The organism is Bacillus sp. DHT2 (genome assembly GCF_026241455.1).
Lineage (GTDB): Bacteria > Bacillota > Bacilli > Bacillales > Bacillaceae_G > Bacillus_A > Bacillus_A pseudomycoides.
In genome coordinates this window covers 1-23,391 of sequence record NZ_JAPHWH010000028.1, presented here as the reverse complement: position 1 = coordinate 23,391, position 23,391 = coordinate 1, and the positions used below count along the sequence as shown (strand labels likewise).

The window sequence follows — 23,391 nt, the reverse complement described above, 5'->3', positions numbered from 1 at the left end:
ATCGCTTTGCAGCCTTGTGGTTTCTTGCTTTGCTTAGGTAAAAATCGATGGTATTTCCTTTCGAATCGACAGCACGATACAGGTACATCCATTGACTTTTTACTTTGATATATGTTTCATCGACTCTACAAGAGTCATTGATTTGCTTGAGATGATGACGGATTCTTTTGTCTAATTCAGGACCATACTGATGAACCCAAGGCATAATCGTTGTATGAGCAACGGATAAGCCCCTTTTTCTAGAGTGTAGACTCATTTAAAAAACTTTGCAACAGAACGTCCTTGAAACACCGATATAGCCTTTAAAATAAATTTCCATATGCTTTTTGTAAAGTGAATGGTATCTCCTATGTGAAATATTCTAATTTTGCATTGGGAAAGAATTTCTCCATATAAGAATAAAGATAACTTTTTATATCTTCTTCTTCTTCTTTTTGATAAATGTATTTTCCAATTCCATATTTCCCCCATTTATATCTTCTTTTCTCTTCATCTAATTCTAATTTTGTCATGGGATAATTTTTTTCAATTACTCGTTTGGCAGGCTTTGTAAATCGATGTTGAATAAATTCAAATGTGATATCATCACGTGCATCAAGTGGTAATTCAGCATCAAGACGTTCAAACATATGATAGTACCCATCCTGCCAACCTTCATGCAGATAAATAGGGGCCACAATGAACCCAAGTGGATACCCGGCTCTTGCTACTTTTCCAGCGGCCTCAATCCGTTTTGCTAGGGGAGAGGTGCCGGGCTCAAAATTTTTAATAACATAGTCAGCGTTTACACTAAACCGAAATCTTGTTTTCCCGTTATGTTTTGCATCAAGTAAGTGATCTACATGATGAAATTTAGTAACAAACCTCAATTTTCCATACTCGGATTCTCCAAAATGCTCTATTGCGTGCTTAAGAGTATGAGTTAAGTGATCAATCCCTACAATATCAGATGTACAGGATGCTTCAAATCTTGTCAGTTCAGGTGCTCGTTTCTCGATATATTTGTCAGCAGCCTCAAGAATTTCGGCCACATTTACATAAGTACGGATATATGGTTTACTACCCATCGTTGTTTGTAAATAGCAATAATGACAATGGCCCATACACCCTGTTGCAAAGGGAATAGCATACTCAGCTGAAGGCTTTGAGGTGTCAAACTTTAGTGTCTTTCTCACACCAACGACAAGAGTAGATTTTGCTACCCTGTACTTTTGAAAATCATTTTCTCCTGGAAGATCTCTCACTTGGTTATGTGAGGTGGTATACCGAATTTCTACATCCATTTTTTTGAATTTTTCTTGAAGTTCTCTTCCTAACGGATAATCTAATGCATTTGGTTCAAAGTATACTAGCTTAGGTATAAATGGATTATTCATTCTAATATCCCCTCTAAAGCATCTCCATAATAGTAATTGTAAGCTTGATTTGCCTCTTCTTCTGTAGAATAAACAGCCATTTCATTTGATAATGGATAATAAGTTTCATAAAGAAATAAAGCTAATTCATTTGGATTTTCAGGGTTATTTACAACGGATGCTGCTTGTATATTTGCTACATCCTGGGTGTGGGGGTTTCGGTAAAAAACATAGACAATATCTCCAGCATGATAAGTTTTGTCTTCGTTAAACAGTTCCATTCCATCACCTTTTCTTTTATAAAATCTATTGGGTACAGTTATTCATTATTAAATTTTTATCTTTAGTGCCTAAAATTATGTCTTCTTTATTATGGAAAAGCGTTTAGCTAATTGATTTAACCCATGTGGGACATACTTCGTTGCAAATCAATAGATTTAATTCAATTCTTTCTTTTGGTGTTCTTTTTTTCAACCAGGGGCAATTGAAAATGTTTTAGACTATAGAAAATTGATGTAATTATAATATTTTTTCAAGAAATTTTAGATTTAAAGAGAACATCCTGCATAGACATGTTATAAGTTTTTTATAAAATTGGGTTATCTAAGAAGGAAGACATATTTTGAAGAAAGTACTATTATTTGGAGATCCAGGTATTGATGATTCCTTAGCTATCATATTTTCTAGAAAAGATGACATACTATGTATATGCTATTACATTAATAGCTCAAATAATTGGTCATTCAATTGGCAGATAATTTGTTTATCTGCCAAACTCTTTCATACGCTTTTTATTTTTTAAAAATTTAGTGTTTGGAGGTATAAAAATGAATTTTCCACATTCTAAAAAAGAAAAGAGTAACAACTCAAAAAACTTAAAATCTGATACTATTAAAACTGGACTTCAACCAGTAGAACAAGCCATGAATGGATTGTACGGAATGCCAGAAACTGATATTGAAGACAAAGAACACCAAAAACCGGAAATTTGAAAAATAATTAGTATTTAGATACTACTTTTATTTTGTATACATACTTTATTCCTAATAAAAAACCAAGGGAAATCAAAGTTTCCTTGGTTTTTTAATTTTATTATATTATCAAGCATCTACTTTTTTTGTCTCTTCCTTCTTCCGAATCTTTCCAGGCCAAAAAGCGAAACGGCCTAAAACGCCTGTAAGTGAAGGAACAAGAAGAGGTCTTACTATAAATGTATCCAGTAGTACTCCTATTGCTGTAACAATACCAAATTGAACAAGTACTTGGATTGGTAAAGTAGCTAATACAGCAAATGTTCCTGCCAAGATTAAACCAGCAGACGTAATAACACTACCTGTTTGAACCACCCCGTTTTTGACTGCTTCAAGGTGTGGCTGGCTTCTTTTGTTTTTCCATATTTCAGAAACCATAAATATGTTATAGTCCTCTCCTAATGCTACCAAGAACACAAATGCATATAGAGGAATCGCTCCTTGTATTGCAGGAGCATCCATACCATAGTGAAGTAGTAACCATCCTGCCCCTAATGCAGAGAAGAATGATAATACCACTGTTACAATTAAGTAGATCATCGCCACAACAGAACGTAAATATACAAGTAATAATAATGCGATAATACCAATCATAACAGGAATAATCACATTTTGATCACGTTCAGTTGTTTGTTTCGTATCGTATAATGTAGCCGTTTCTCCTCCAATCCATATGTGGTTATTAGCATCACTTATTTCAGCACTTTTCATTACCTGTTTCAAACTTTTTCTTAACTCAGGGATTTTATTCATCCCCTCAATAGAATACGGATTATCTTTTATTGAAACTTCAAACATTTGTAATTGATTATTCTGTTTCCCTTGCACTGGTTCTGTTACTTGATCTATAAAAGAAAGTTTTGTTAATTCTTCTTTGACAGGTACATCTTTTCCTTTTGTATCAACAACAATTTGTACAGGTGCTAACTCACCAGGTGAAAAATGATCAGAGATTAAATTAAATCCTTCACGTGAAGGCATATCTTTTGGAAATGATTCTATTAAATCATACGTAAATTGGATACGTGGAACAAATGAAGCCAATCCACCTAATAAGAATAGTGTTAGCAGGATAATTGTCCATGGTTTACGAATAACAAGATCTCCAAGTTTTTTGCTTAAGAACCCTTTCGATTCCTTTACCTTGATTGTTTTCTTTTTTTTCTTAGCATATTCTTCATTCATTTCTCTTGTTCTTGGGATGAATGGGAAAAATGCTACTCTCCCCAAAATAGCTAATAATGCTGGTAAAATTGTCAAAGAAGCGATTCCCATAAGGAAAACAGCCACGCTAAAAGGTACTGCAAATCTATGGAAAGAACCTATATGAGCAAGTAATAGAGTACCTAATCCTACTACAACGGTAAGAGCACTCATAATGATAGCTCCACCTGATTCTTTAATTGCAAGCTGTAGCGCTTTAAATTTATTTCGCTCCACAAGAAGAAACTCTCGATATCTTGAAATTAGAAATAGACAATAATCTGTACCAGCTCCAAATAATAGTACAGTCATAATTGAAATTCCTTGCGCATCAGCAGTAATCCATCCTTTATCAGCTAAAAAACCTAAAGTTGGACTAATTATTCCATAAGCAAACCCAACTACAATTAAAGGTAAGATTGCTAATAGCGGTGAACGATAAAGAAGAATAAGTAAAGCTAAAACAAGTAATGCAGTTGCAACCAATAATTTCACATCAGCCTGACTAAATATGCTTACTGCATCAGTCTGAATACCAACTGGCCCTGATAGACGTACATGCAAACCAGAATCAGAAATCTTTCTTTTAAATGGATCATCTTCCACTGTATTCTTTATGACAATCTGCAGTTCAGCCATATTCTCCTGCAGCATATCTGTCCCTACAGTTTTATCAAAAAACACAGGAGTTACAAGAGACGTACCATCTTCTGAAACATTTTTTGCTAACGCTTGGTGCGGTATGGTATCAAAAGGTGGTAACGTTGATTGCCCCTTTAATGGCGAATTTCTAAGTTTTTGATAAGTATCTTGAATTTTCTTAAAATCCTTCTCTTCTAAACCTTCATCTTTATGCCAAACAATAAGCACAGGGTTTCCTGAGTCATTCGGAAATTCTTTCTTAATTATATTATTAGCCTGTTGTGACATAGCCGTTTCAGGAAGATTAGAGGCTGTCTCATCTTCAACGGTATTCACAGCTGGCCAAGTAAACGATAAAACAAGTGTCAACAAGACCCATACAAAAAGGGTAATCCACCTTGCTTTTGGTCCACCGACATATTTCCCCCATGTATAAAGAGGATGTTTTTTCATGATATTCCACCTTTCTTACTAATTTTAGAATTAATTATATATACTGGTTAGTTAATTAATCAAGTGCTATTCAACTGATATGTTATAATATTTTAAATTATGAAGAGTCAGGAGAGAATGATATTGGAACAAAAACAACGTCCTTTAGGAAGACCACCTCAAAATAAAAATACAAAATCTACAAAAGATAAAATTGTTGATATTGCTACAAAGCTGTTTTTAAGTAAAGGTTATCAAATTGTCTCTATGGAAGTTGTTGCAAAAGAGTGCGATGTAACAAAGGCAACTGTTTATTATTACTATGCTACAAAAGCTGATCTTTTTACGGATACAATGATTCAAATGATGGCACGCATTAGAGATAATATGCATAAAATTCTTTCAACAAGTAAGCCGCTTAAGGAGCGATTACTTGATGTTGCAAAAGTTCATTTAACCGCAACACTGAACATTGATATCAAGAGTTTCATGAAAGATGCAAAAATATCTCTTTCAGAGAATCACTTAATACAAATGCAAAAAGCTGAAGATAAAATGTACGAAGTATTGGATCAAGCAATACACAAAGCGATGCAAAAAGGTGAAATCCCTAAAGGGCACTCGCTTTTAAGTACTCATGCCTTTGTTGCTTTGCTATACTTAGGTGATTACAAAGATGTAAATCAAAAGCCACTGATTGCCAATATAGATGATTTAGCTGTAAGCATTGTAGATTTTTATTGGAATGGATTGGGACATTAATTCAGGATTTTTAGTTATATATATTTCCTTGATATTGGTGTTTACATATTTATATAAAAAGCGACCATACTAATTTTTATGTTAGTATTTTATTGTGAAATACTACATGTTTTACTAACTACGATGCTAGGAGGATATTACGATGGATATTCGTGAAGGATTAATTCCAACTGCATTAGGTACAGCGGTCACAGCTGCAGGTTATGCACTTAAGCAGACACGTGGTTCTAATAAGATGATTGCTAATACGGTATTTGGATTTGGTTTAGCTCATGTTGTTTTAGGGGTAATTGATTTAGTCGAGCATCGTCGTTAGAACGAAGGCAAGCATATTTAAATGCTTGCCTTTTCTATACCCAAAACTTAGATATGCTCATGTGAAAATTTAAATTAGGTATATATTATGCTGAGAAGGTAGTCATACGCTATACATGTATACAAAAAATCTTACTATTTCTATTGAATGATTGAATTGATGTACAAGAACTTTTATATGAATATATATAAAATTTATCTGTTTATTTTAGAAGAATTATTTTTGAAAAGTAAAGATGCCCCCCTAAATTACATAATGTCAAACATGATTAATCAAAGTACTTTAAGCTCATACTAACGTATGTTTTATAAATACTAGAAATGGGGTTGATTAAATATGGAATTTGAAGGTAGAAATACTACTGAATCTGCACTTCTTCAATATAAACATGGGTTGGGTTTATTTACGGAAAAAATGCCAAAACTGGCTGAACAGTTTAATTCTTTTACAGAGGAATGCTTTAAAGAAGGTACATTATCAAAAAAAGTAAAACAATTGGTTGCTTTAGGGATAAGCCTTTACTCTCAGGATGAGTATTGCATTATTTATCACACTAAAGGATGTATAGATCAAGGAGCTTCAGAGCAGGAAATTCTTGAGATCATTGGCGTAACAGCTGCATTTGGCGGGGGAGCTACCATGAGTCAGGCGGTCACACTTGTTCAAGAATGTATGCAAGAGTTAAATGAATTAAAGCAGTGACTATCCAAGATATTGTTAAAAACATGTTTAATTTTTTGGGTTGTATTTATTACATTTTCTTGATAAAAACCAAACAATACAAAAACTTGAGCATTTTTAATTATGCTCAAGTTTTTGTAATTTATCAATTCATGCTGTAAATTGTCCAAGATAAATATGTAGCAAAAGCAGACCATAAAAGATAAGGGGTACGGCAACGATTCAAAGAATACCCCGCCACATCTGAAAAATTTCCCAATTCGGGCGGGTATTTTTATTATGATTTATCTTGTAGTTTCCTATATAGGGGCACGGCAACGATTCCTTCTTTTTGGGGCCACTCACAAAACAATAGGTAGAACTCAAAGGTCTTTTTGAATTTGTAATCAGTATAGCAATGTAACCTAATCACGCAGCAAACATTAGTACACATTCAGCACCGTATCAAATGAAAGTGTCAAAGGACCCCAAATAACTATACTGTTTACTTTATGACAATAGAAGTTACCTAGCAAAAACAAAAAAGCATATTACAAGAAAGATCTGTTATGTGTTTTTACTTTTAACATATATTAGGGTTTGTAAAATTGGACATACTGATAGTACTACTCTATAAAAGGTGTATGATTGGTATGGAAAAGGAAAATGTATTCAAATGGAAGCATTATCAGCCTGATATTATTGTTAACGGTAAGATGGTACCTACCGTACAACCACGGTTTTCGTGATTTAGTGGAAATGATGGAGGAACGGGGCTTATCCATTTCTCATACAACGATTATGCGTTGGGTTCATCAGTACAGTCCTGAATTGGACAAACGAATCCGACGTCATCTTAAACAAACAAGCGACTCCTGGAGAGTCGATGAAACATATATCAAAGTAAAAGGTCAATGGATGTACCTGTATTGTGCTGTTGATTCGAAAGGAAATACAATCGATTTTTACCTGAGCAAAACAAGAGACCAGAAGGCTGCAAAGCGCTTTTTCAAGAAGGCCTTGCAGTCTTTTCATTATAGCAAGGTTCTACACGCTTCCCTATGGATATGTTAATTGTTTAGGGAATCTTGGCGAAGAACTAATGATCCATCCTTATAAGAACAAACAGAAAAAACAGGTAGATAATCAATTTTAATTATGTAAAAAATACATAACTAAAAACAGTGGTATTGAAGCTGTTTAATACAAAATATAAAGCGATATAATTAGAATTCATCTTCCGAAATTAGATTTCCAGCATCATTATCTTTCGTTAATCGTTGTTTCAAATAATTTTCTTTTGTCGTTCTATCATTTTTATGACCAACTGCAGCTGCGATTACATGAGGTGCAAGCCCCTTGTAATCATATAAGTACTGTACATAAAAATGTCTAAAGAAGTGAGGGGTAATTCTTATATTCTCTGTAAAGGCTAACTTGGTATCCTTAATGACTTTAGAAATATATTGTGACAAGTAATTCTCTCTATAAGCTGAATGGCTCTTTGTTTGAAATATAGTCCCACCATTTTTATTCCCAATGTTTATAGGTAACCTTCTCCGGATTCGAAATGCAACAATACGATTAAAAATCTCCTTATTAATAGAAACAATCCGTTCATTATCCCCCTTTGTATCTACTGTTAAATAATAACGTCCACGTATATCGTCATACTCAAGATCTTCCCACTTTGCATGCGCAACTTCTGCAACACGTAACCCTGTAGTAGCTAGGACCGATAATAAAGCGTAATTGATCTCATTATCCTTATAGTAATGAAGCAACTGCTTCACTTCCTCATATGATAACTCGCGTTTTGGTTTATGGTGTTTATTAACGGTCGTACTTAGAATTTCCGGTTCTGGTGCGAAAACTTCAAGATAATTGCACGTAATCTCTAAATCTTGGACATACTGATACTATTACTCTAAAAAAGGTGCGTGATCAGTATGGAAAAGCGAAATTTATTCAAGTGGAAGCATTATCATCATGATATTATTTTGCAAACAGTAAGATGGTACCTACGGTACAACTTGAGCTTTCGTGATTTGGTGGAAATGATGGAGGAACGGGGCTTATCCGTTGCTCATACAACGATTATGCGTTGGGTTCATCAGTATGGTCCTGAATTAGACAAAAGAATCCGTCGTCATCTCAAGCAAACCAATGACTCTTGGAGAGTCGATGAAACATATATCAAAGTAAAAAGTCAATGGATGTACCTGTATCGTGCTGTCGATTCGAAAGGAAATACCATCGATTTTCACCTAAGCAAAGCAAGAAACCACAAGGCTGCAAAGCGTTTCTTCAAGAAAGCTTTGCAGTCTTTTCATGTTTCACAGCCTCGTGTGATAACCATCGATAAGAATCCCGCCTATCCTGTAGCAATTGAAGAGTTGAAGAATGAAAAAAAGATGCCTGTAGGCATCCAAATAAGGCGAGTGAAATATCTTAATAACATCGTGGAACAAGATCATCGATTTGTTAAAAAGCGAGTGCGTTCGATGTTAGGATTCAAATCATTCCGTACAGCCACTTACATACTGAGTGGCATAGAAGCGATGCATATAATGAAAAAGAAGCAACTTCATCAAGGGGGAAAGTCTGCCCAAAATCAAAAAGATTTCATTGATAAATTGTTTGGTATCGCATTATAATCTGTAATTTAGTAGGAAATTCAGGTCCTACTTTTTTTATAATTTATTTTTGCACCAGAACCCGAAGGGATATATCAAGTTTCTAATGCTGGCAGATTTAGAAGCCTAAACAGAATCGGACAAGATGGAAGGATGCTAAAAGGAAAAATAAAGGTAAGAAATGGAGATCCATATGGATTTACGACTATCAAATTATATAAGTATGGCAAACCGAAAAACCATAATGTTTCTAAAATAATTAAAAACACTTTCCCAGAAGGAATTAAAAAGATTTACTTGAGTTGACTCTATTTGTTATTAAGACGAAAATGAAAACATAAAATAATTTAGATGCAGTTAGAAGAAGGACATAAATTATCTATATTCTTTAATTTATATCCTTTTTTTGTTTTTTACTATAATTTATATAAGAAGGTCCCCATATTTGTATCTTCAGGCAGGATACGATTTTATGAGCTTTCTATATGAGTTTACAATTATCCAGTTTACATAAGAAATCTTATTTGGAATTTTTCATCTTCTCTTCTTGTTTATACCTAAGATTATTTCAATCGTTACCAAAAAATATAACAAGGTCATTGATAAATGATAATTACTTTCTTTCAAAATATTTCGGTGATATCTTCAAAGAAAGTAATTTCAACAAAGATGGGATATTTTCTTCCCAGCGATGAAGAGTCCACGTTATCTCTTGATGACATTTCTAAACGCTTCCTTTTAGAAAAAGGAAATACACAAAGAAGCCGATCGAATATTCCTTCATTTTTACTTTTTAATTATTTTATATCAAGTATATGCTCATAACTGAAACGGTGTATGTTACATTCAAATTCCCCTTTCTTCTCCACTGCAAGTGAGCATAAATAGTTTTGAAAAAAGGAATATGTCAGGTACTGATACTTTCCATCTGAAACACGTTCGCCATCAAAAGGAACAATAAAAGACTTTGGTGAAAGGGAAAATCCTTTTCCCTCCGCCTTCATGACAGCCTCCTTACGTGTCCACATTCGAAAGAACGCTTGGCGTTTAGAATCGGCAGTTAATTGTTTGTCTAAAAATTCAATCTCTTTTTCCGTGAAGACTGAGTGTATCACCTCAAATGCATTGAAATCTGTACACTCTATGTCTATACCAACTTTTTCCCAAGGCGATACAACACAAGCAAGAACTCCTTTTGTATGAGAGAGATTGAAAAATAGATTCGACTTCGAGTATGACGGGTGCAAATAAGGTCGTCCGTAAACATTTTTGATAAAACGTACTTTCTCTGGTTCAAGCCCAAGGCAGTCAGAGAGCAATTTTTTAACTAATACTCGACCCAAAAGGAATTCAATCCGTTTTTCCTCTACTTTATATGCTTCATATACTTTTCGTTCATCTTCATCCAAATAGTTCAACTTGTGATGGAAATCTAAAGTTGTTGCATAATCCGGGATTTGCACCCAGTAGAGATTTATATCGCAATTCTTTGTAAACCTTCTGACTTTTCTTTTCTCCATAAGTTAATACACTTCCAATTCTAGTTTCCTCCTAGCAATAGTTGTACAGCTACTAGTAGACGGATTGTGTAAGTCTAGGTATTAATCAGTTAATATACGGCCACTACTTATAAGCTTTTTATTCACCCTTCATAATTTCTCCAATAATACCCAAAGTACGATTTATATCTTGAGTAGTAATACCAGAGTGTGTCGGTTGGGTGAATGTGTCACTTCGTAGTTCAATCATTTGTAATTACCTCCAATTTCACATTATATTCACTCTCATAATTTAATGGATTCGTTCAAACTTTATATATAAATCTATTGGACTAATTTGCTACTGATGTTCATAGACTATTCTCATCTAATTGTTCTAGTTTAGAAGTAAATAGTAGATTAAAAAAGGGTATATACTTGATTTTGGGAATTGCAAACCAGAGTATTGTGCCCACACCGTTTACATTAATCTAAAATCAAATAACACTCCAAATCAAATTATGCCAGTTTTACACTTATTAGGATATATACGATTGATCGTTAAATAAAAATAGAATACTAATTCTCTATATAAAAATTAACGGTGACCGACTCAAGTCTAAATATCCTACAAAAAGCTTTTAGAGCGCTTTGATGTCTCGATTCAAACAACCGTTTACCTCAAAGCGCTCAAATTTATTATCGTAAGCTATTACTACTTAGAAGTTCAACAATGGTATTAGTCTTTACATTTCCCGTTAAAAAGAGTGTGGTATATATGCACTTGCCCATACTCTTTTTGTAATATTCCCCTTAACGTAGAAAGTTTATCATTATACTTTTCTTCTTGCCATAGTAACAATCCGATGTAAGTACCACCATGAGCAACCACACCACCTAGCGCATCATATTCGTAAGAAAGTTGGAAAAAATGATTTAAAGTGCGCTTTTCCAACTGTGATTGATTCATAATAGCACTTTGAGTTGCCATTTCTCCTATTGTACGAACATCGTTTTCCTTCAAAGCTATTTTTAAGTTGTTGATCAGCTGCTTATATTTTAGTTTCTCTTCTAGAGTATATAATCTACTAGATTTATTATATTCTATAGTATGGAGTAGCGTCAGGAAAATGCGGATTTACAACGCTAAGCAAATTTTTCTGATGATTTCCCAGCATATCAAAGTTGCGGAACTGAGATAAGATGTTTGTACGATGTGCTTACTTCTTCCGCCAATGCTTTGATTTTCATCATGATTTGAAGCATTTCTTCTGTTGTCGTCCTTGGGTTGATGGAACAAAGTCGAATAACCACTTTCTCTTTCAATTCGGTCGTACTTAACATGGCAAATCCTCTGTGAGTAATTTCTTCCACCAGTTTTTTGTTTATTTCATTGACTGTATCTGTTGAGGCTAATTCACAAGGGATATAACGAAAAGTAACAATTCCTAACTGGGCAGGTGTTACCACCTCCCAATCTTTCGCTTTCCCTAAGAACGCTTCAACTTGTTCAGCTAACATGATGCCATGATCAATTGCCTGGCGAAAAGCTGCGACTCCAAACACTTTAAAAGACAGCCACACCTTTAACGCCCTAAATCTGCGCGAAAGTTCAATTCCACATTCTCCAAAATTGATTTCTTCTTCTATATTGGTTTCCGTATCCTTGATATACTCTGGGATCATACGAAATGTTTTGCTTAAGTATTGGCTGTTTCTAATGAGTACACAGCCCACATCATAAGGCTGAAAAAGCCATTTATGAGGGTCCAACGTCAAGGAATCGACACGATGAATTCCTTGAAGCAAAGCACTTCCTTTTTCGCTGAGAATTGCCGGAGCACCATAGGCTCCATCCGCATGTAGCCATACATCTTCGTTATTACAAAGATCCGCCAACTCATTGAGGGAATCAACCGCTCCGCAATTAGTTGTTCCAGCATTAGCAATGACACAGAATGGATTTTTCCCTTTTGTTCGATCTTCTTTTATTTGCTTTTTCAAAGCACTGACTGAAATTCGTAAATGTTCATCCGTTTCGATTCGGCAAATTTGATGGTGTTTGAAACCCAATACTTTTAGTGCCCGATCCACAGAAAAATGAGTCTGGTCGGAAAAATAAACAACTGCATTTTCTATGTCATTATTAAGCTTGACCTGTCTAGCCACATTAAGCGCGGTTAAATTAGCCATGGAACCTCCGCTTACAAATAGCCCTTCAGCCGAATCAGGGAATCCTAACATCGACTTTAGCCAATTGATTGTCGTTAATTCGATTTGCTCAGCACCTGCACCTACTATCCAAGCTGTCGGAAATACATTAAATCCACTTGCTAAAAAATCTGCTACTACTCCAACATAATTATTAGGGCCCGGCACAAAAGCCATAAAATGAGGATGATCCACATGGGTAATCTGATTAAACACGTTCCTATTAAGAAAATGAAGGAGCTCTTTCGGATCGGATCCGTTTTCTGGGATTGATTCAGTCAGCTTGTTTCTGAGAATATCACTATCAATCGTTTCAGATACTGGTTTGCTTTTCAAATGATTCATATGATCAATGATCATATCAACCGCTTGATATCCTAACTGACGCATCTCTTCGGCTGATAATTGCAGGTTTTCCGTCACTTGTTTCACTCCTATTCTATTTTAAAAGGCGAGTTGTTGCTCGCCTTTTCATTTTTTATAATTGGTAATCACCGATTGTCTGTGTTGGATTATGAACAATCGTTTTAATTAACGTATGGAGGTGATTCAATATTTTCTGTACTTGCTCCGCTTCATAGATATTTTGATCATATCCAAACTTCATTGTAAGTTTCTCTTCAGGGAAGCACATAATTCCGTACTTCACATGTGGCTCATCAACGACTTGGTAATCTGTGATGGCAAAATTTCTGTTCTCATTTGAAGAGAAATTGGATGGGTTAGTTGGATAGTTTTCAAACACCCAAAGATGGTCGGTCAACTGATCGTTCAGCTCACTTTGTTTTTGAATCTCAACAAATGAATAGTAAGCATACTCATTACATTTCAATGTTTCTTGTTGAACTTTTTGCAGGAGATCCACAAAAGATTGCGTTTCTGCCCAGGCTACTCGGATAGGCAATACATTTGTGAACAGACCAAACATATTTTCAATCCCTTCCACTTCGGGAGGTCTGACTGATACCAGATTAGGTAATACTACTTCTTTTGTTCCATTGTATTTGCTAAGCAATATACCCCATACAGCTAGTAAAGCCGAATTCATGGTTACATTGTGTTTGGTTACAAATGTCCGTAACTGATTGGTCAGATCCTCATCTAACATTAAATCCATAAATGTGAAGCTTAACCCCTTACTTTCAGTTGGTACTTTCTTTTGGGGAATGCTGATTTTCTGATTGTACCCTGATAAATAATCGCGCCAAAAATGGCGTGCTTTCTCATGGTCTTGCGCTAAAGTCCAGTCAATGAATGCTTGAAAAGGTTTTGCTGGAGATAATCCCACTGTAGTTCCCGCATTTTTTGCTTCATAGAGTTGGAATAATTCGTCTAACAAAATACTGACACTCCAACCATCACACAATAGATGATGGGCACTCCAAACTACCTTATACTCGTGATTCCCTAGTTGAAATATACAGAGACGGGTCATGAGTTCATCATTATTAAATCCTCGACATAAATTTTCGCTCATCCACTGATCCAAGTATTCCTGCTGCTCTTGTCTCGTCATCTCAATCAAGCTTTTTACCTCTGAAATCATTTGAACATCATGTAACACAGCTTGCCAAGGTTGTTCTTGTTCATCTTGCACAATAATCGTTCTTAGAGAATCATGACGATCAACTAATTGTTGAAAACACTGAATAAAGAGATCTACATCCAGTTTCCCCGCAAGTGTCCAAAGCGTTTGTTCAAAATAAGCATTGGTATTGGGTTCAGCTACAGCATGTTCATAAATAACTTGTTGAAAAGGTGCCAATGGATAGATTCGTTCTATTTTTATATCCGGCATTTTTTCTTGTATTTTGTTAAGCGTATGTTGATTAAGCTGTTTATCTCTAACATTCAGTGATGTAACTTTATTTTCTTTCTTTTTGTTTATATCATCTGTTTGTGAGTGTGAAGGATGGTCTAGTCTCTTAACAAAATGAACCATGTCACCTAATACAGGGAAGTCAAATAGATTTTTTGGTTCTAACTGAAATCCTTGTCTATAAAGTCGTACAGAAACTTGAATGGCCTTAATCGAATCGCCACCCAAGGCAAAGAAATGATCATTTACTCCGATTTGGTCTACTTTGAGCACTTCTTGCCATACACTGATCAATATTTTTTCCATTTCAGTTTTTGGAGCAATATATACCTCATTTTTTTGTTTCTCCGGAGCAGGAAGCGCCTTTCGATCTAATTTTCCATTAGGGGTCAAGGGTAGTCGCTCCAAATAAACAAAATAAGAAGGGATCATGTACTCTGGCAAGTGGTCTCGCAAATGTTTTCGTAGTTCTGTTGTACTGATATCTTGCTCAGTTACCACATATGCAACTAAAAATTTTATCCCATTCTCATCTGTCTGGTCAATCACTACAGCTTGGTTTACTTGTTTGTAAGTGAGAAGGCAATGGGCGATTTCTTCTAACTCCACTCGATACCCTTGAATTTTGACTTGGTAATCTTGACGTCCTAAAAATTCAATATACCCCTCGGGATGCATCCTTCCACAATCCCCTGTTTTGTAAATAAGACCAAGGTCTGGATGTAACACAAACACTTCGTTCGTTTTCTCTTCATTATTTAAATATCCTTGGGCAAGACCCACTCCCCCAATATATAAATCACCGATCACACTAACTGGGCACATTTTCTTATCGTAGTTCAGCACATAATACGTTTGGTTTGCCAAAGGCATCCCATATGGAATGCTGTTCCAGTGTGCTTCCATCTGTTTGACTGGATAATAAATCGACCAAATTGATGCTTCTGTTGCCCCTCCCAGTGAAATTACTTCCGCGATCGGGAAATGTCGTTTTATTTTTTCTGGTAAAGGGAGTGGAATCCAATCCCCGCTAAGTAAGACCAAACGCAAAGAAGAATTTTCAAAATGAGAACCTACCTGATCCAATGCCAAATCCATGATTTTAGGTACTGTATTCCAGATCGTAATTCCTCTGCGTTCGACCGTACGGATCAGTTCTTGCATGTCTCTCGGATCACGAATCATTACCAACATTGCACCTGTACTTAACGTTCCAAAAATATCGTATACAGACAGGTCAAAACACATGGAGGAGATACCGATAATGCGATCGTCTTCATTCACCTGATATTTTTGATTGATATCTTGGATGGTATTTGCAACCGCTCGGTGAGTAATGATCACTCCTTTTGGTTTTCCGGTACTTCCTGAAGTATAGATAATATAGGCAAGATCTTCGGGACCAGCAATGGTAGGCAGATCTTCGGTTGCATATGATGACAAATGTTTCTCTTCATAAAGACCAGGTTCCAACAAAAGTTTGCATGAGCTATCTTCTAAGATATATGTTTGTCGATCTGGTGGATGATCGGGATCGATGGGTACATAAGCAGCATCCGCTTTTAATATCCCCATCATATTAACAATCGTATCAATCCGTCTTTGTGCCAAAATACCAACTTTATCACCTAGACCAATCCCTTGTTCTTGCAAATAGTGAGCAACTTGATTGGAGCGTTGATGAAGGTCCAAGTAAGTCAACCACTCTTGTTCAAAGACCACTGCCACTTGATCTGGTGTACGCTGTACTTGGTCTGCAAACAATTGATACAAGGTAGTGGAAGGTATTTTTTCTGTTGTCTGATTGTACTGCTCAATTAAAGTCTGATCCGATTTTTTCACTTGCAAAGAGGTTACGTCTCTTTGTTTCACCAATTGTTCCAACAGATCGACAAATTGGGAAAACAGTGCTTCCATCACATCAACATCAAACAATTCTTCTACATAGTTCCAGCTAATCAATAACTCTCCATTTTTTTCAATTACCACATTATCCAAATATACTTGTGGAGTCCGAGCGTGAATATGGCGGAGAGAGCCAAGCTGCTCCCAAGCAAAAGCACCCGCGCCTGCTAGCATCGAGGTGAAAACAATTGGCATGACTGCTTTTGGTCTCATTTGGTGATATCGAGTAAAATCTCGAATAAAGTTAACTCCATCATAATGACGATGTTCAAGTCCATCTAACAAAGTCGATTGAGTTTGCTCCACTCTGGTAAAGAAAGATTGCTCTGGATTCACATCCACGTCCAACAAGATGAGTGACGTGAAATCTCCCACAACCTGCTCTACTTCTTCATGAACAGGATAACGGTTAAATACAGTCAGATTAATTGCCAATCGACGTTGATTACCCCAATATGCCAACACTTCTCCATATATCGTACAAAGAAGGGCAGAAGGAGTTACCTCTTTCTCTTGTGCCAGCTTCCGTAACTTCGTCCATTTGTCTTTGTCCAAGATCTTAGTAAGTGATTGAAAGTTAGGGGTAGCAATCTCTGCTGGATCCTTTTTTAACGGCAGAGAAGGAGCAAATGGAAAGTCAGGCAGCTTGCTTGTCCAATACTCTTTTGCTTTTTTATATTCTTTACTTTGTTCCATTTCATCATAGATGAACATGTAATCTTGAAAATCAAAAGAAAGAGATTCTAATCTTTGATCTGGTTTGTGATAATAATGCAACAAATCATGTCCAACGATGTTCATGCTTGCCCCGTCCATCAATAAAGCATCATATCGAAAACATAACAAATAAGTGTCTTCTTTTAAAAGAAAGGCTTTCAATTCAAACAAAGGCCATTGCCCCAAAGGAAATACATGGTTGGTCATTCGAGAACGTTCTTCTTGCAATCGAACATTTTGTTTCCCATCATCTAAACCAATGAGATTTTCAATTTCAATCTGATAATCAGGAACGTCTTGTAAGATTTGCTGTTTTCCCTCTGGCAAGATCACAGCTCGTAACATAGGATGGCGCTGAATTACCTTTTGGAGACTTTGTGAAAGCCGATTGATATCCAATTTTGTTTCATATTCATAATACGATTGAGGTGAAATGCCGCTTAATTCAAACTGCGGATTACGCCCTAACATGTAAGCTGTCTGAACTTCTGTTAAGGAAAATGGCTTGGACATATCTTTAACACGGGTTGGTGTTTTATCTAGGCTTTCTTCTTTCTGCTCCACTTCTACACAAGAACTAAGTTGAGCAATCGTGGGATGTTTAAAAATATCCCTTGTACTTACTTTCAGATGGTCTTTTCCTAATAAATTGATAACCTGTAGTGCCTTAATCGACTCTCCCCCTAAGGCAAAAAAGTTATCATGAATACCGATCCGCTCGATCTCCATCACTTTTTCCCATGCTTGCACCAATTTCTGTTCGATTTGATTTCGTGGAGCGACATATGGGATGGATATTTGATCTGTTTGAGTTAAATCCAACAACCTTTTTCGATCCACTTTCCCATTTGGATTCAGTGGAATCTCTTTTACCTGAATCATTTTTTCGGGAATCATAAACTCAGGCAATTTATTGCTTAGATATTTTCTGAGCTCTTCAAAAGGGATCTTCTTATCCGATATATAGTAAGCAGCTAACAATTTTCTGTTTCCATCTACCTGATCAACAACAATAGCTCGACTTATCTCTGGATGTCTCTTTAGCTGAGCCTCAATTTCCCCTAATTCAATCCGATATCCCCGTATTTTCACCTGATGATCCATTCGACCGAGATAATCAAGTTCTCCATTAGGTAACCATCGGACGAGATCACCAGTACGATACATTATTTCTCCCGCCACAAAAGGATTCGGGACAAATTTTTCATCTGTCAATTTAGATTTACCAAGATAACCCCGAGCTACCGCCACTCCGGCAATACAGAGCTCTCCCGGCATTCCCCAAGGTTTCATTTGACTATATTTATTCAATACATAAGAACGATAATTGGGGTTAGGTTTCCCGATCGTCACTTCTTTGGCAGTACTCAAATCTTTTGCTGCTGCACAAAGGGTTGTTTCTGTCGGACCATAGATATTTAAAATTTGCGCTTCGCTGATGCTTCGAATTTTTTCAATCAAATCAATCGAAAATGCTTCTCCTGCTAACAAAATGGCCTTTAAATCTCTTAGAAACTCTGCCCCTTCTGGATTACTCAAAATCAATTCCATTCGCGATGGGGTCGATTCCCATAAATCCACCTTATGTTCTTTGACCAAATGAGCCAATTCTTTTGTTGCAAACTGTCCCTCTGTAGCAATGACTACCTTTGAGCCTTGAGTTAAAGGGATACATGTTTCTAACATAGATATATCAAAAGAAACACTAGCAAGAAACAAGAACGACTGATTATCTTTTAGCTTTTCTCTCATAATGCTTAAGAAATGGACGAGGGATCTCTGTTCCACCATTACGCCTTTTGGATTTCCTGTTGATCCTGATGTGTAAATAATATAAGCCAGATCATTAGGTTCACTTTCTCGATCTAGATTGCTTTCTTCACCTTGGAAGAGATGTTCTTCATCAAGATACAACACTTCACCGGAAAATTGCGGCAATCCTTTCTCTGTTCGCTTGCTCAGTAACCATTTTGCTTGACTATCTTGTAACATATATTCAATTCGTTCACTAGGATAGTGAGGATCGATTGGTAGATAAGCCCCTCCGGCTTTTAAAATCCCCATCATGCCAATAATCAATTCCAATGATCGATCTACCATAACCCCAACAATACTTTCTTTGGATACACCCTTACTTTGAAGAATAGAAGCCAATTGATTTGCTTTCTTATTCAATTCTCTATATGTTAAAGATTGATCATTACAAATAACAGCAATTTGATCTGGGGTTTTCAACACCTGCTCCTCAAACAAATCCTGAAATGTTTGAGACAAGTCTATGCCCATCTGAACTTGATTAAATCCTTCTAGCAACTCTTTTTCTTCTTCCGAAATGATACAGATATCTTTCACAGCCAGATCAGGATTTCTCAACACTTGCTTTAAAACATAAAGATAAGATTTGGCAAACTGTTGCAAAGGAAAAAGAGAATGAGACTTGCAAGAAATTTGAAATTCAAATTCATTATGTTTTTCATTCCATTTTCTTTGTATCCAGATGGTTAATTCATTCTCTGAGCATTCTTCTATTGAACTCTTATTATGTAATCCTTCCATCCCCAAAACGATTTGAAATGGAGTTGAATAGAGCTTCGCTAATAATTCAGAGAGTGGATAGTGCTGATTTTCATAACCAAGTAAAGTCGTTTGTTGGACCTGCTCCACTAATTGCTTAAAAGAGTGATGGGGATGGATTTCAGCTCCTATAGGAAGCAAATCATTCAGATTCTCTCTTTGTTGGTGATCTTTTCCGATTACAGGAACCCCGATTGTAATCCTTTCTTGGTCTGTATAATGTACCCAGCAAACCCTTAAAGCTGCCTGTAACCAGCTAAATAAAAATAAATCCTGTGACTTACTTATTTTTCGTAAAATTTGACTAAGCTCTGCATCCATTATGACTTGAACATGGTCGCATTGATTGTCTTTATTCATTTGATAATCGCTATTAAATAACGAAAAATCGGGTACACCGGAAGATAATTGCTCTTTCCAAAACGATTCTGCCACTTTATACTCATGAATCGAACTATGATCTTTGATATGCATTTTTACCTTCAGCTCCTTAACATTAATTTCCATCTATTCACTAATTTTTAACCCAACTTCAATCCCGTGGAGAAATACTTGATGGTTATCCAAACTTAAAAAGCGATAAATATCCTCAAATTTCATATGCCCAACCGAACAAACTCCCAAGTTTAATGTCTCAGCCACCATATTTAACGTAGCAGTGATGATGCCTGATTCAATGCAAGCAAATAAATATCCATCTGAACCATATTTAGGCATGGAAGCGCGCGCATTATAGACTAGATAAACCGAAAAGGCAGACTGGGTAAATAATTCTTGGTTAATCAACTCATGATCACTCTTGATTACTTGGTCAATATTGTTTACAAGCAAAAGACTATTCTCTGATGGGCTATAATAATAAAAACCAGCTTTCATACCTTCTACACGTTTCGGTTTTATATAGACAAAAATATCAATGGGATAAACCCCACCCGCACTGGCGTAATGGTAGTAGATTTTTTCTTCTTTCCTCTGTTTAAAAGTAGAAAACAGTTGCGCGAATTCTGAAAAAGGTACGGGATTTTTCATATCAAATTGGCGGCAAGATCTACGCTCCCTGATCATGGCGGGAAGCTCCTCTTTTGTTTCAAGTTGAATTCCAGTTGACCGCGCAGCAGGATGCATTCGATTTAATTGTTCACTGATATACTTGTCTAGATCATCTTTAGAGAAGCGAACCTGATCGCTATATGGATTCGGAAAAATTTTTTCTTGTGTGGAGAATACTTCTCTTGGATGTAATATGTTACTTACTAACACCCGATTCTTTATCATAAGTTCTACTATTTTTTGTGCCTCTTCTTCATTCCCTAACGAAAAGCGCTCTAATAGCTGACTGATCGTTACTCCCTTTTGGGCAAGAAAATAAAACTCAGGAAACCACTCAGACATAACTCCTGTATATCTCGTTTCCTCTATCAAAACTTCATTATGCAACTTCTCCCAATGCATAATAGGAGACCAATAATAAATTTGCTCGCTCATATTCCCCTCCATAAAAGGTTAATTTATTTTAAAAGTACAATCTTCCAATCCACAAAAAACAACCTTTATATAGTACATAATTGTTGAAATTCATACCATTTTTCATTAATAAGTTTCCATCCTGTTACCATTTGCCTTTGTTCACTACCAGCTGTGGTTGTGAAATAATACCAAGTCCCTTTAATGGATTGCCAACCAACTAGCATAATTCCTGATGAATCAAAATAGTACCAAGCATTATTAATAGATTGCCAATCTTTTTGTACAAGTCCATTCCTATAGTAATACCACTTTCTATTATCTTGATACCACCCATCTGTTGGAGCGGCTTAAACTGATTGCCTTACAAGTTTACTAGAGTTTGTTGCAGTTTCAGCTGAAGCTATTCTATTGATAGACGTCAACAAAATAATTGACGTACATAAAACAGATAAAGAACGATACAATAAACCATTCCCCTTCTCTTAGATTTTTTCGAAAACTTGTAATGATAAGAATAATATAATAATATCCGAATGTCAGTGAGAAAAAGTGAAAATATGTTGAGAATAAAGTATCAGAATATTCAATTTTAACAACACATACCCCTCCCTCCATGAGATTTCACATAGTCAGCGTATGCTAGCTTTGATAGTATCTTTCGAACAAAGGTTGGGTCTTCTCCCAATCGTTCAGCTATATAATGACTTTTTAACATACTCTCTGAGGAAGTAAGTAAGACGAGAGTTCTTAATGCGACATGAAACCACTTTGGCCCTAAATCACCTGCTTGTATAATTAGTTGCATGAAACTCCCTCCTAAAAGAAGGTTTATTTTTTGAATATTCCGTTGACAGTTATAACATATCCACTTTACAATTTAATTGTGATGATTTTATCAAAATTAAACTACTTAGAATACACTTCACTTGTTTGAAAACGATTATAAAAAGGGGTGTTAAAATGAAGAACCGAGTAAATCCAGATTTATTACCAGGATTAGAAATGTTTCAAGACCTCGATTTACGCCCAGAGTACTTGCAAGCAATCAGAGAAGGAATATCGCAAATGAGACCACCTACCGTTGTTGATGAATCCCTTTCATTAACAGATGAAGTCATTGTAGGACCTGATGCTAATTCATTACCATTAAGAATTTATCGTCCAAAATCAACTAATGAATCCTTACCTGTCCTGTTATGGATACATGGTGGCGGTTATATCTTAGGGTCTATAGATGATAATGATGATACTTGTATGAGGTTTGTAAAAGAAGCCAACTGTGTGGTCGTTTCTGTAGACTACCGTTTAGCTCCTGAACATCCTTATCCAGCACCAATTGAGGATTGTTACGCAGCATTAAAATGGATTGCTGATAATGCAGAGCCATTAAACATTGATTCGAATCGAATTGGTGTTGCAGGAGCGAGCGCTGGCGGTGGACTAACAGCAGCATTGACATTATTAGCCCGCGATCGACAATATCCTTCTATTTGTTTCCAAATGCCACTCTATCCAATGATTGATGACCGAAATAATACACCTTCTACGAATGAAATTAAAGAAGGATTTGTTTGGAATCAAAAGACAAATGAAGCTGGCTGGAAAATGTATTTAGGAGAAATATATGGAACGGAGAATATTCCTGCCTATGCAGCCCCTGCTCGAGCAGAGGATTATAGTAATTTGCCATACACCTACACATTTGTTGGTCAATTAGATCCATTCCGCAGTGAAACATTAACCTATGTAACCAAACTTGCGCAAGCTGGTGTTGATGTCGAATTTCATTTATATCCTGGGGCCTATCACTGGTTCGAAGGATTAAATCCAAATGCCGACGTATCTATTTACGCTGTGAATGAAATGATACAAGCAGTAAAGACTGGTTTCGAAAGAGTAGCTAAGGTAGAGGCTTAATCTCTTTACAAAAGAAACACTCACAAATAGTACACATTTGTGAGTGTTTTTACCTTTCAAACATGTATCAATTTGTTTTCAAGATACTTCCGGAATTGCTGATGCTATCATTTTTATCTCCTAACTAATTTAATAATTCTGGTTCTGGTGCAAAAACCATTTGATAGAGATATAGAACCTACATGGCCTATTCAATGACAGATTATGATGCAATTCCAAATAACTTATGTATGAACCCAACTTCATTTTGAGCAGACTTCACCTGT

The 23,391-nt window shown here is 35.9% G+C and carries 16 protein-coding genes and 5 pseudogenes; 8 read left to right on the top strand and 13 right to left on the bottom strand.

Annotated elements, in window-relative coordinates; genetic code table 11:
- The 3 genes and pseudogenes from ORL93_RS29585 to ORL93_RS29575 all read right to left on the bottom strand — a co-directional run.
- A pseudogene (locus tag ORL93_RS29585) lies at positions 1–238 on the bottom strand (DDE-type integrase/transposase/recombinase); the annotation flags it as partial.
- Positions 239–347: 109 nt separating this feature from the next.
- Complete coding sequence (splB, locus tag ORL93_RS29580) at positions 348–1,376, bottom strand: spore photoproduct lyase (RefSeq protein WP_097787444.1); 1,029 nt, start codon at positions 1,374–1,376, stop codon at positions 348–350.
- Positions 1,373–1,636 (bottom strand): transcriptional regulator SplA domain-containing protein, encoded by a 264-nt coding sequence (locus ORL93_RS29575; RefSeq protein WP_265960233.1) that lies wholly within the window; start codon positions 1,634–1,636, stop codon positions 1,373–1,375. The genes splB and ORL93_RS29575 overlap by 4 nt, the downstream gene beginning before the upstream one ends.
- Positions 1,637–2,182: 546 nt before the next feature.
- On the opposite strand from ORL93_RS29575, the gene ORL93_RS29570 reads away from it, so the two are divergent.
- Positions 2,183–2,347: a DUF4021 family protein gene (locus tag ORL93_RS29570; RefSeq protein ID WP_077295769.1), complete on the top strand. Its 165-nt coding sequence runs from the start codon at positions 2,183–2,185 to the stop codon at positions 2,345–2,347.
- Between the two features lie 108 nt (positions 2,348–2,455).
- Here ORL93_RS29570 and ORL93_RS29565 read toward each other — a convergent pair whose 3' ends face one another.
- A complete protein-coding gene (locus ORL93_RS29565) occupies positions 2,456–4,684 on the bottom strand; it encodes an MMPL family transporter (RefSeq protein ID WP_265960232.1) in 2,229 nt (742 codons plus the stop codon).
- Positions 4,685–4,801: 117 nt separating this feature from the next.
- On the opposite strand from ORL93_RS29565, the gene ORL93_RS29560 reads away from it, so the two are divergent.
- The 3 genes from ORL93_RS29560 to ORL93_RS29550 all read left to right on the top strand — a co-directional run bounded on the left by ORL93_RS29560 (position 4,802) and on the right by ORL93_RS29550 (position 6,443).
- The gene (locus ORL93_RS29560; RefSeq protein ID WP_265960231.1) at positions 4,802–5,425 is read left to right on the top strand and encodes a TetR/AcrR family transcriptional regulator; all 624 of its coding nucleotides are present in this window, start codon (positions 4,802–4,804) and stop codon (positions 5,423–5,425) included.
- A 142-nt stretch (positions 5,426–5,567) separates the two neighbouring features.
- Positions 5,568–5,741 carry a hypothetical protein gene (locus ORL93_RS29555; RefSeq protein ID WP_006096976.1) on the top strand — a complete coding sequence of 58 codons (174 nt, stop codon included), beginning with the start codon at positions 5,568–5,570 and terminating at the stop codon, positions 5,739–5,741.
- 336 nt (positions 5,742–6,077) lie between these two features.
- Positions 6,078–6,443: a carboxymuconolactone decarboxylase family protein gene (locus ORL93_RS29550; RefSeq protein WP_006096975.1), complete on the top strand. Its 366-nt coding sequence runs from the start codon at positions 6,078–6,080 to the stop codon at positions 6,441–6,443.
- A 124-nt stretch (positions 6,444–6,567) separates the two neighbouring features.
- Here ORL93_RS29550 and ORL93_RS31645 read toward each other — a convergent pair.
- A pseudogene (locus ORL93_RS31645) lies at positions 6,568–6,675 on the bottom strand (hypothetical protein); the annotation flags it as partial.
- A 379-nt stretch (positions 6,676–7,054) separates the two neighbouring features.
- Between ORL93_RS31645 and ORL93_RS29545 the strand changes: the two are divergent.
- Positions 7,055–7,445: pseudogene (locus ORL93_RS29545) on the top strand (IS6 family transposase); the annotation flags it as partial.
- A 182-nt stretch (positions 7,446–7,627) separates the two neighbouring features.
- On the opposite strand, the pseudogene ORL93_RS29540 reads toward ORL93_RS29545, so the two are convergent.
- Positions 7,628–8,257: pseudogene (locus tag ORL93_RS29540) on the bottom strand (tyrosine-type recombinase/integrase); the annotation flags it as partial.
- A gap of 93 nt (positions 8,258–8,350) precedes the next feature.
- On the opposite strand from ORL93_RS29540, the gene ORL93_RS29535 reads away from it, so the two are divergent.
- Positions 8,351–9,058, top strand: coding sequence for an IS6 family transposase (locus ORL93_RS29535; protein WP_265960230.1), 708 nt, complete (start codon positions 8,351–8,353; stop codon positions 9,056–9,058).
- Positions 9,059–9,103: 45 nt separating this feature from the next.
- Positions 9,104–9,343 (top strand): NUMOD4 domain-containing protein, encoded by a 240-nt coding sequence (locus tag ORL93_RS29530; protein WP_309534158.1) that lies wholly within the window; start codon positions 9,104–9,106, stop codon positions 9,341–9,343.
- Between the two features lie 491 nt (positions 9,344–9,834).
- On the opposite strand, the gene ORL93_RS29525 is transcribed toward ORL93_RS29530, so the two are convergent.
- The 7 genes and pseudogenes from ORL93_RS29525 to ORL93_RS29495 form a co-directional block, all read right to left on the bottom strand.
- Entirely contained in the window at positions 9,835–10,557 is a 723-nt protein-coding gene (locus tag ORL93_RS29525; RefSeq protein WP_265960229.1) for a 4'-phosphopantetheinyl transferase family protein, read from the bottom strand.
- A gap of 697 nt (positions 10,558–11,254) precedes the next feature.
- Positions 11,255–11,506, bottom strand: coding sequence for a hypothetical protein (locus ORL93_RS29520; protein WP_098609632.1), 252 nt, complete (start codon positions 11,504–11,506; stop codon positions 11,255–11,257).
- Positions 11,507–11,694: 188 nt separating this feature from the next.
- On the bottom strand, positions 11,695–13,149 hold the full coding sequence (locus ORL93_RS29515) for a pyridoxal phosphate-dependent decarboxylase family protein (protein WP_098188440.1): 1,455 nt from the start codon (positions 13,147–13,149) through the stop codon (positions 11,695–11,697).
- Positions 13,150–13,204: 55 nt separating this feature from the next.
- A complete protein-coding gene (locus ORL93_RS29510) occupies positions 13,205–20,215 on the bottom strand; it encodes an amino acid adenylation domain-containing protein (protein WP_265960234.1) in 7,011 nt (2,336 codons plus the stop codon).
- A gap of 33 nt (positions 20,216–20,248) precedes the next feature.
- Entirely contained in the window at positions 20,249–21,226 is a 978-nt protein-coding gene (locus ORL93_RS29505; protein WP_265960228.1) for a SagB/ThcOx family dehydrogenase, read from the bottom strand.
- A 65-nt stretch (positions 21,227–21,291) separates the two neighbouring features.
- A pseudogene (locus ORL93_RS29500) lies at positions 21,292–21,480 on the bottom strand (hypothetical protein); the annotation flags it as partial.
- Between the two features lie 317 nt (positions 21,481–21,797).
- Positions 21,798–22,013, bottom strand: a complete 216-nt coding sequence (locus ORL93_RS29495) for an Rrf2 family transcriptional regulator (protein WP_265960227.1) — start codon at positions 22,011–22,013, stop codon at positions 21,798–21,800.
- 155 nt (positions 22,014–22,168) lie between these two features.
- On the opposite strand from ORL93_RS29495, the gene ORL93_RS29490 reads away from it, so the two are divergent.
- Positions 22,169–23,125: an alpha/beta hydrolase gene (locus tag ORL93_RS29490; protein ID WP_265960226.1), complete on the top strand. Its 957-nt coding sequence runs from the start codon at positions 22,169–22,171 to the stop codon at positions 23,123–23,125.
- The last annotated feature ends 266 nt before the right edge of the window (positions 23,126–23,391 follow it).

Excerpts from the sequence above, each read along its gene's own strand:
- splB (WP_097787444.1), bottom strand. The coding sequence starts at position 1,376 with ATGAATAATCCATTTATACCTAAGCTAGTATACTTTGAACCAAATGCA.
- ORL93_RS29575 (WP_265960233.1), bottom strand. The coding sequence starts at position 1,636 with ATGGAACTGTTTAACGAAGACAAAACTTATCATGCTGGAGATATTGTC.
- ORL93_RS29570 (WP_077295769.1), top strand. The coding sequence starts at position 2,183 with ATGAATTTTCCACATTCTAAAAAAGAAAAGAGTAACAACTCAAAAAAC.
- ORL93_RS29565 (WP_265960232.1), bottom strand. The coding sequence starts at position 4,684 with ATGAAAAAACATCCTCTTTATACATGGGGGAAATATGTCGGTGGACCA.
- ORL93_RS29560 (WP_265960231.1), top strand. The coding sequence starts at position 4,802 with ATGATATTGGAACAAAAACAACGTCCTTTAGGAAGACCACCTCAAAAT.
- ORL93_RS29555 (WP_006096976.1), top strand. The coding sequence starts at position 5,568 with ATGGATATTCGTGAAGGATTAATTCCAACTGCATTAGGTACAGCGGTC.
- ORL93_RS29550 (WP_006096975.1), top strand. The coding sequence starts at position 6,078 with ATGGAATTTGAAGGTAGAAATACTACTGAATCTGCACTTCTTCAATAT.
- ORL93_RS29535 (WP_265960230.1), top strand. The coding sequence starts at position 8,351 with ATGGAAAAGCGAAATTTATTCAAGTGGAAGCATTATCATCATGATATT.
- ORL93_RS29525 (WP_265960229.1), bottom strand. The coding sequence starts at position 10,557 with ATGGAGAAAAGAAAAGTCAGAAGGTTTACAAAGAATTGCGATATAAAT.
- ORL93_RS29520 (WP_098609632.1), bottom strand. The coding sequence starts at position 11,506 with ATGGCAACTCAAAGTGCTATTATGAATCAATCACAGTTGGAAAAGCGC.
- ORL93_RS29510 (WP_265960234.1), bottom strand. The coding sequence starts at position 20,215 with ATGCATATCAAAGATCATAGTTCGATTCATGAGTATAAAGTGGCAGAA.
- ORL93_RS29505 (WP_265960228.1), bottom strand. The coding sequence starts at position 21,226 with ATGAGCGAGCAAATTTATTATTGGTCTCCTATTATGCATTGGGAGAAG.
- ORL93_RS29495 (WP_265960227.1), bottom strand. The coding sequence starts at position 22,013 with ATGCAACTAATTATACAAGCAGGTGATTTAGGGCCAAAGTGGTTTCAT.
- ORL93_RS29490 (WP_265960226.1), top strand. The coding sequence starts at position 22,169 with ATGAAGAACCGAGTAAATCCAGATTTATTACCAGGATTAGAAATGTTT.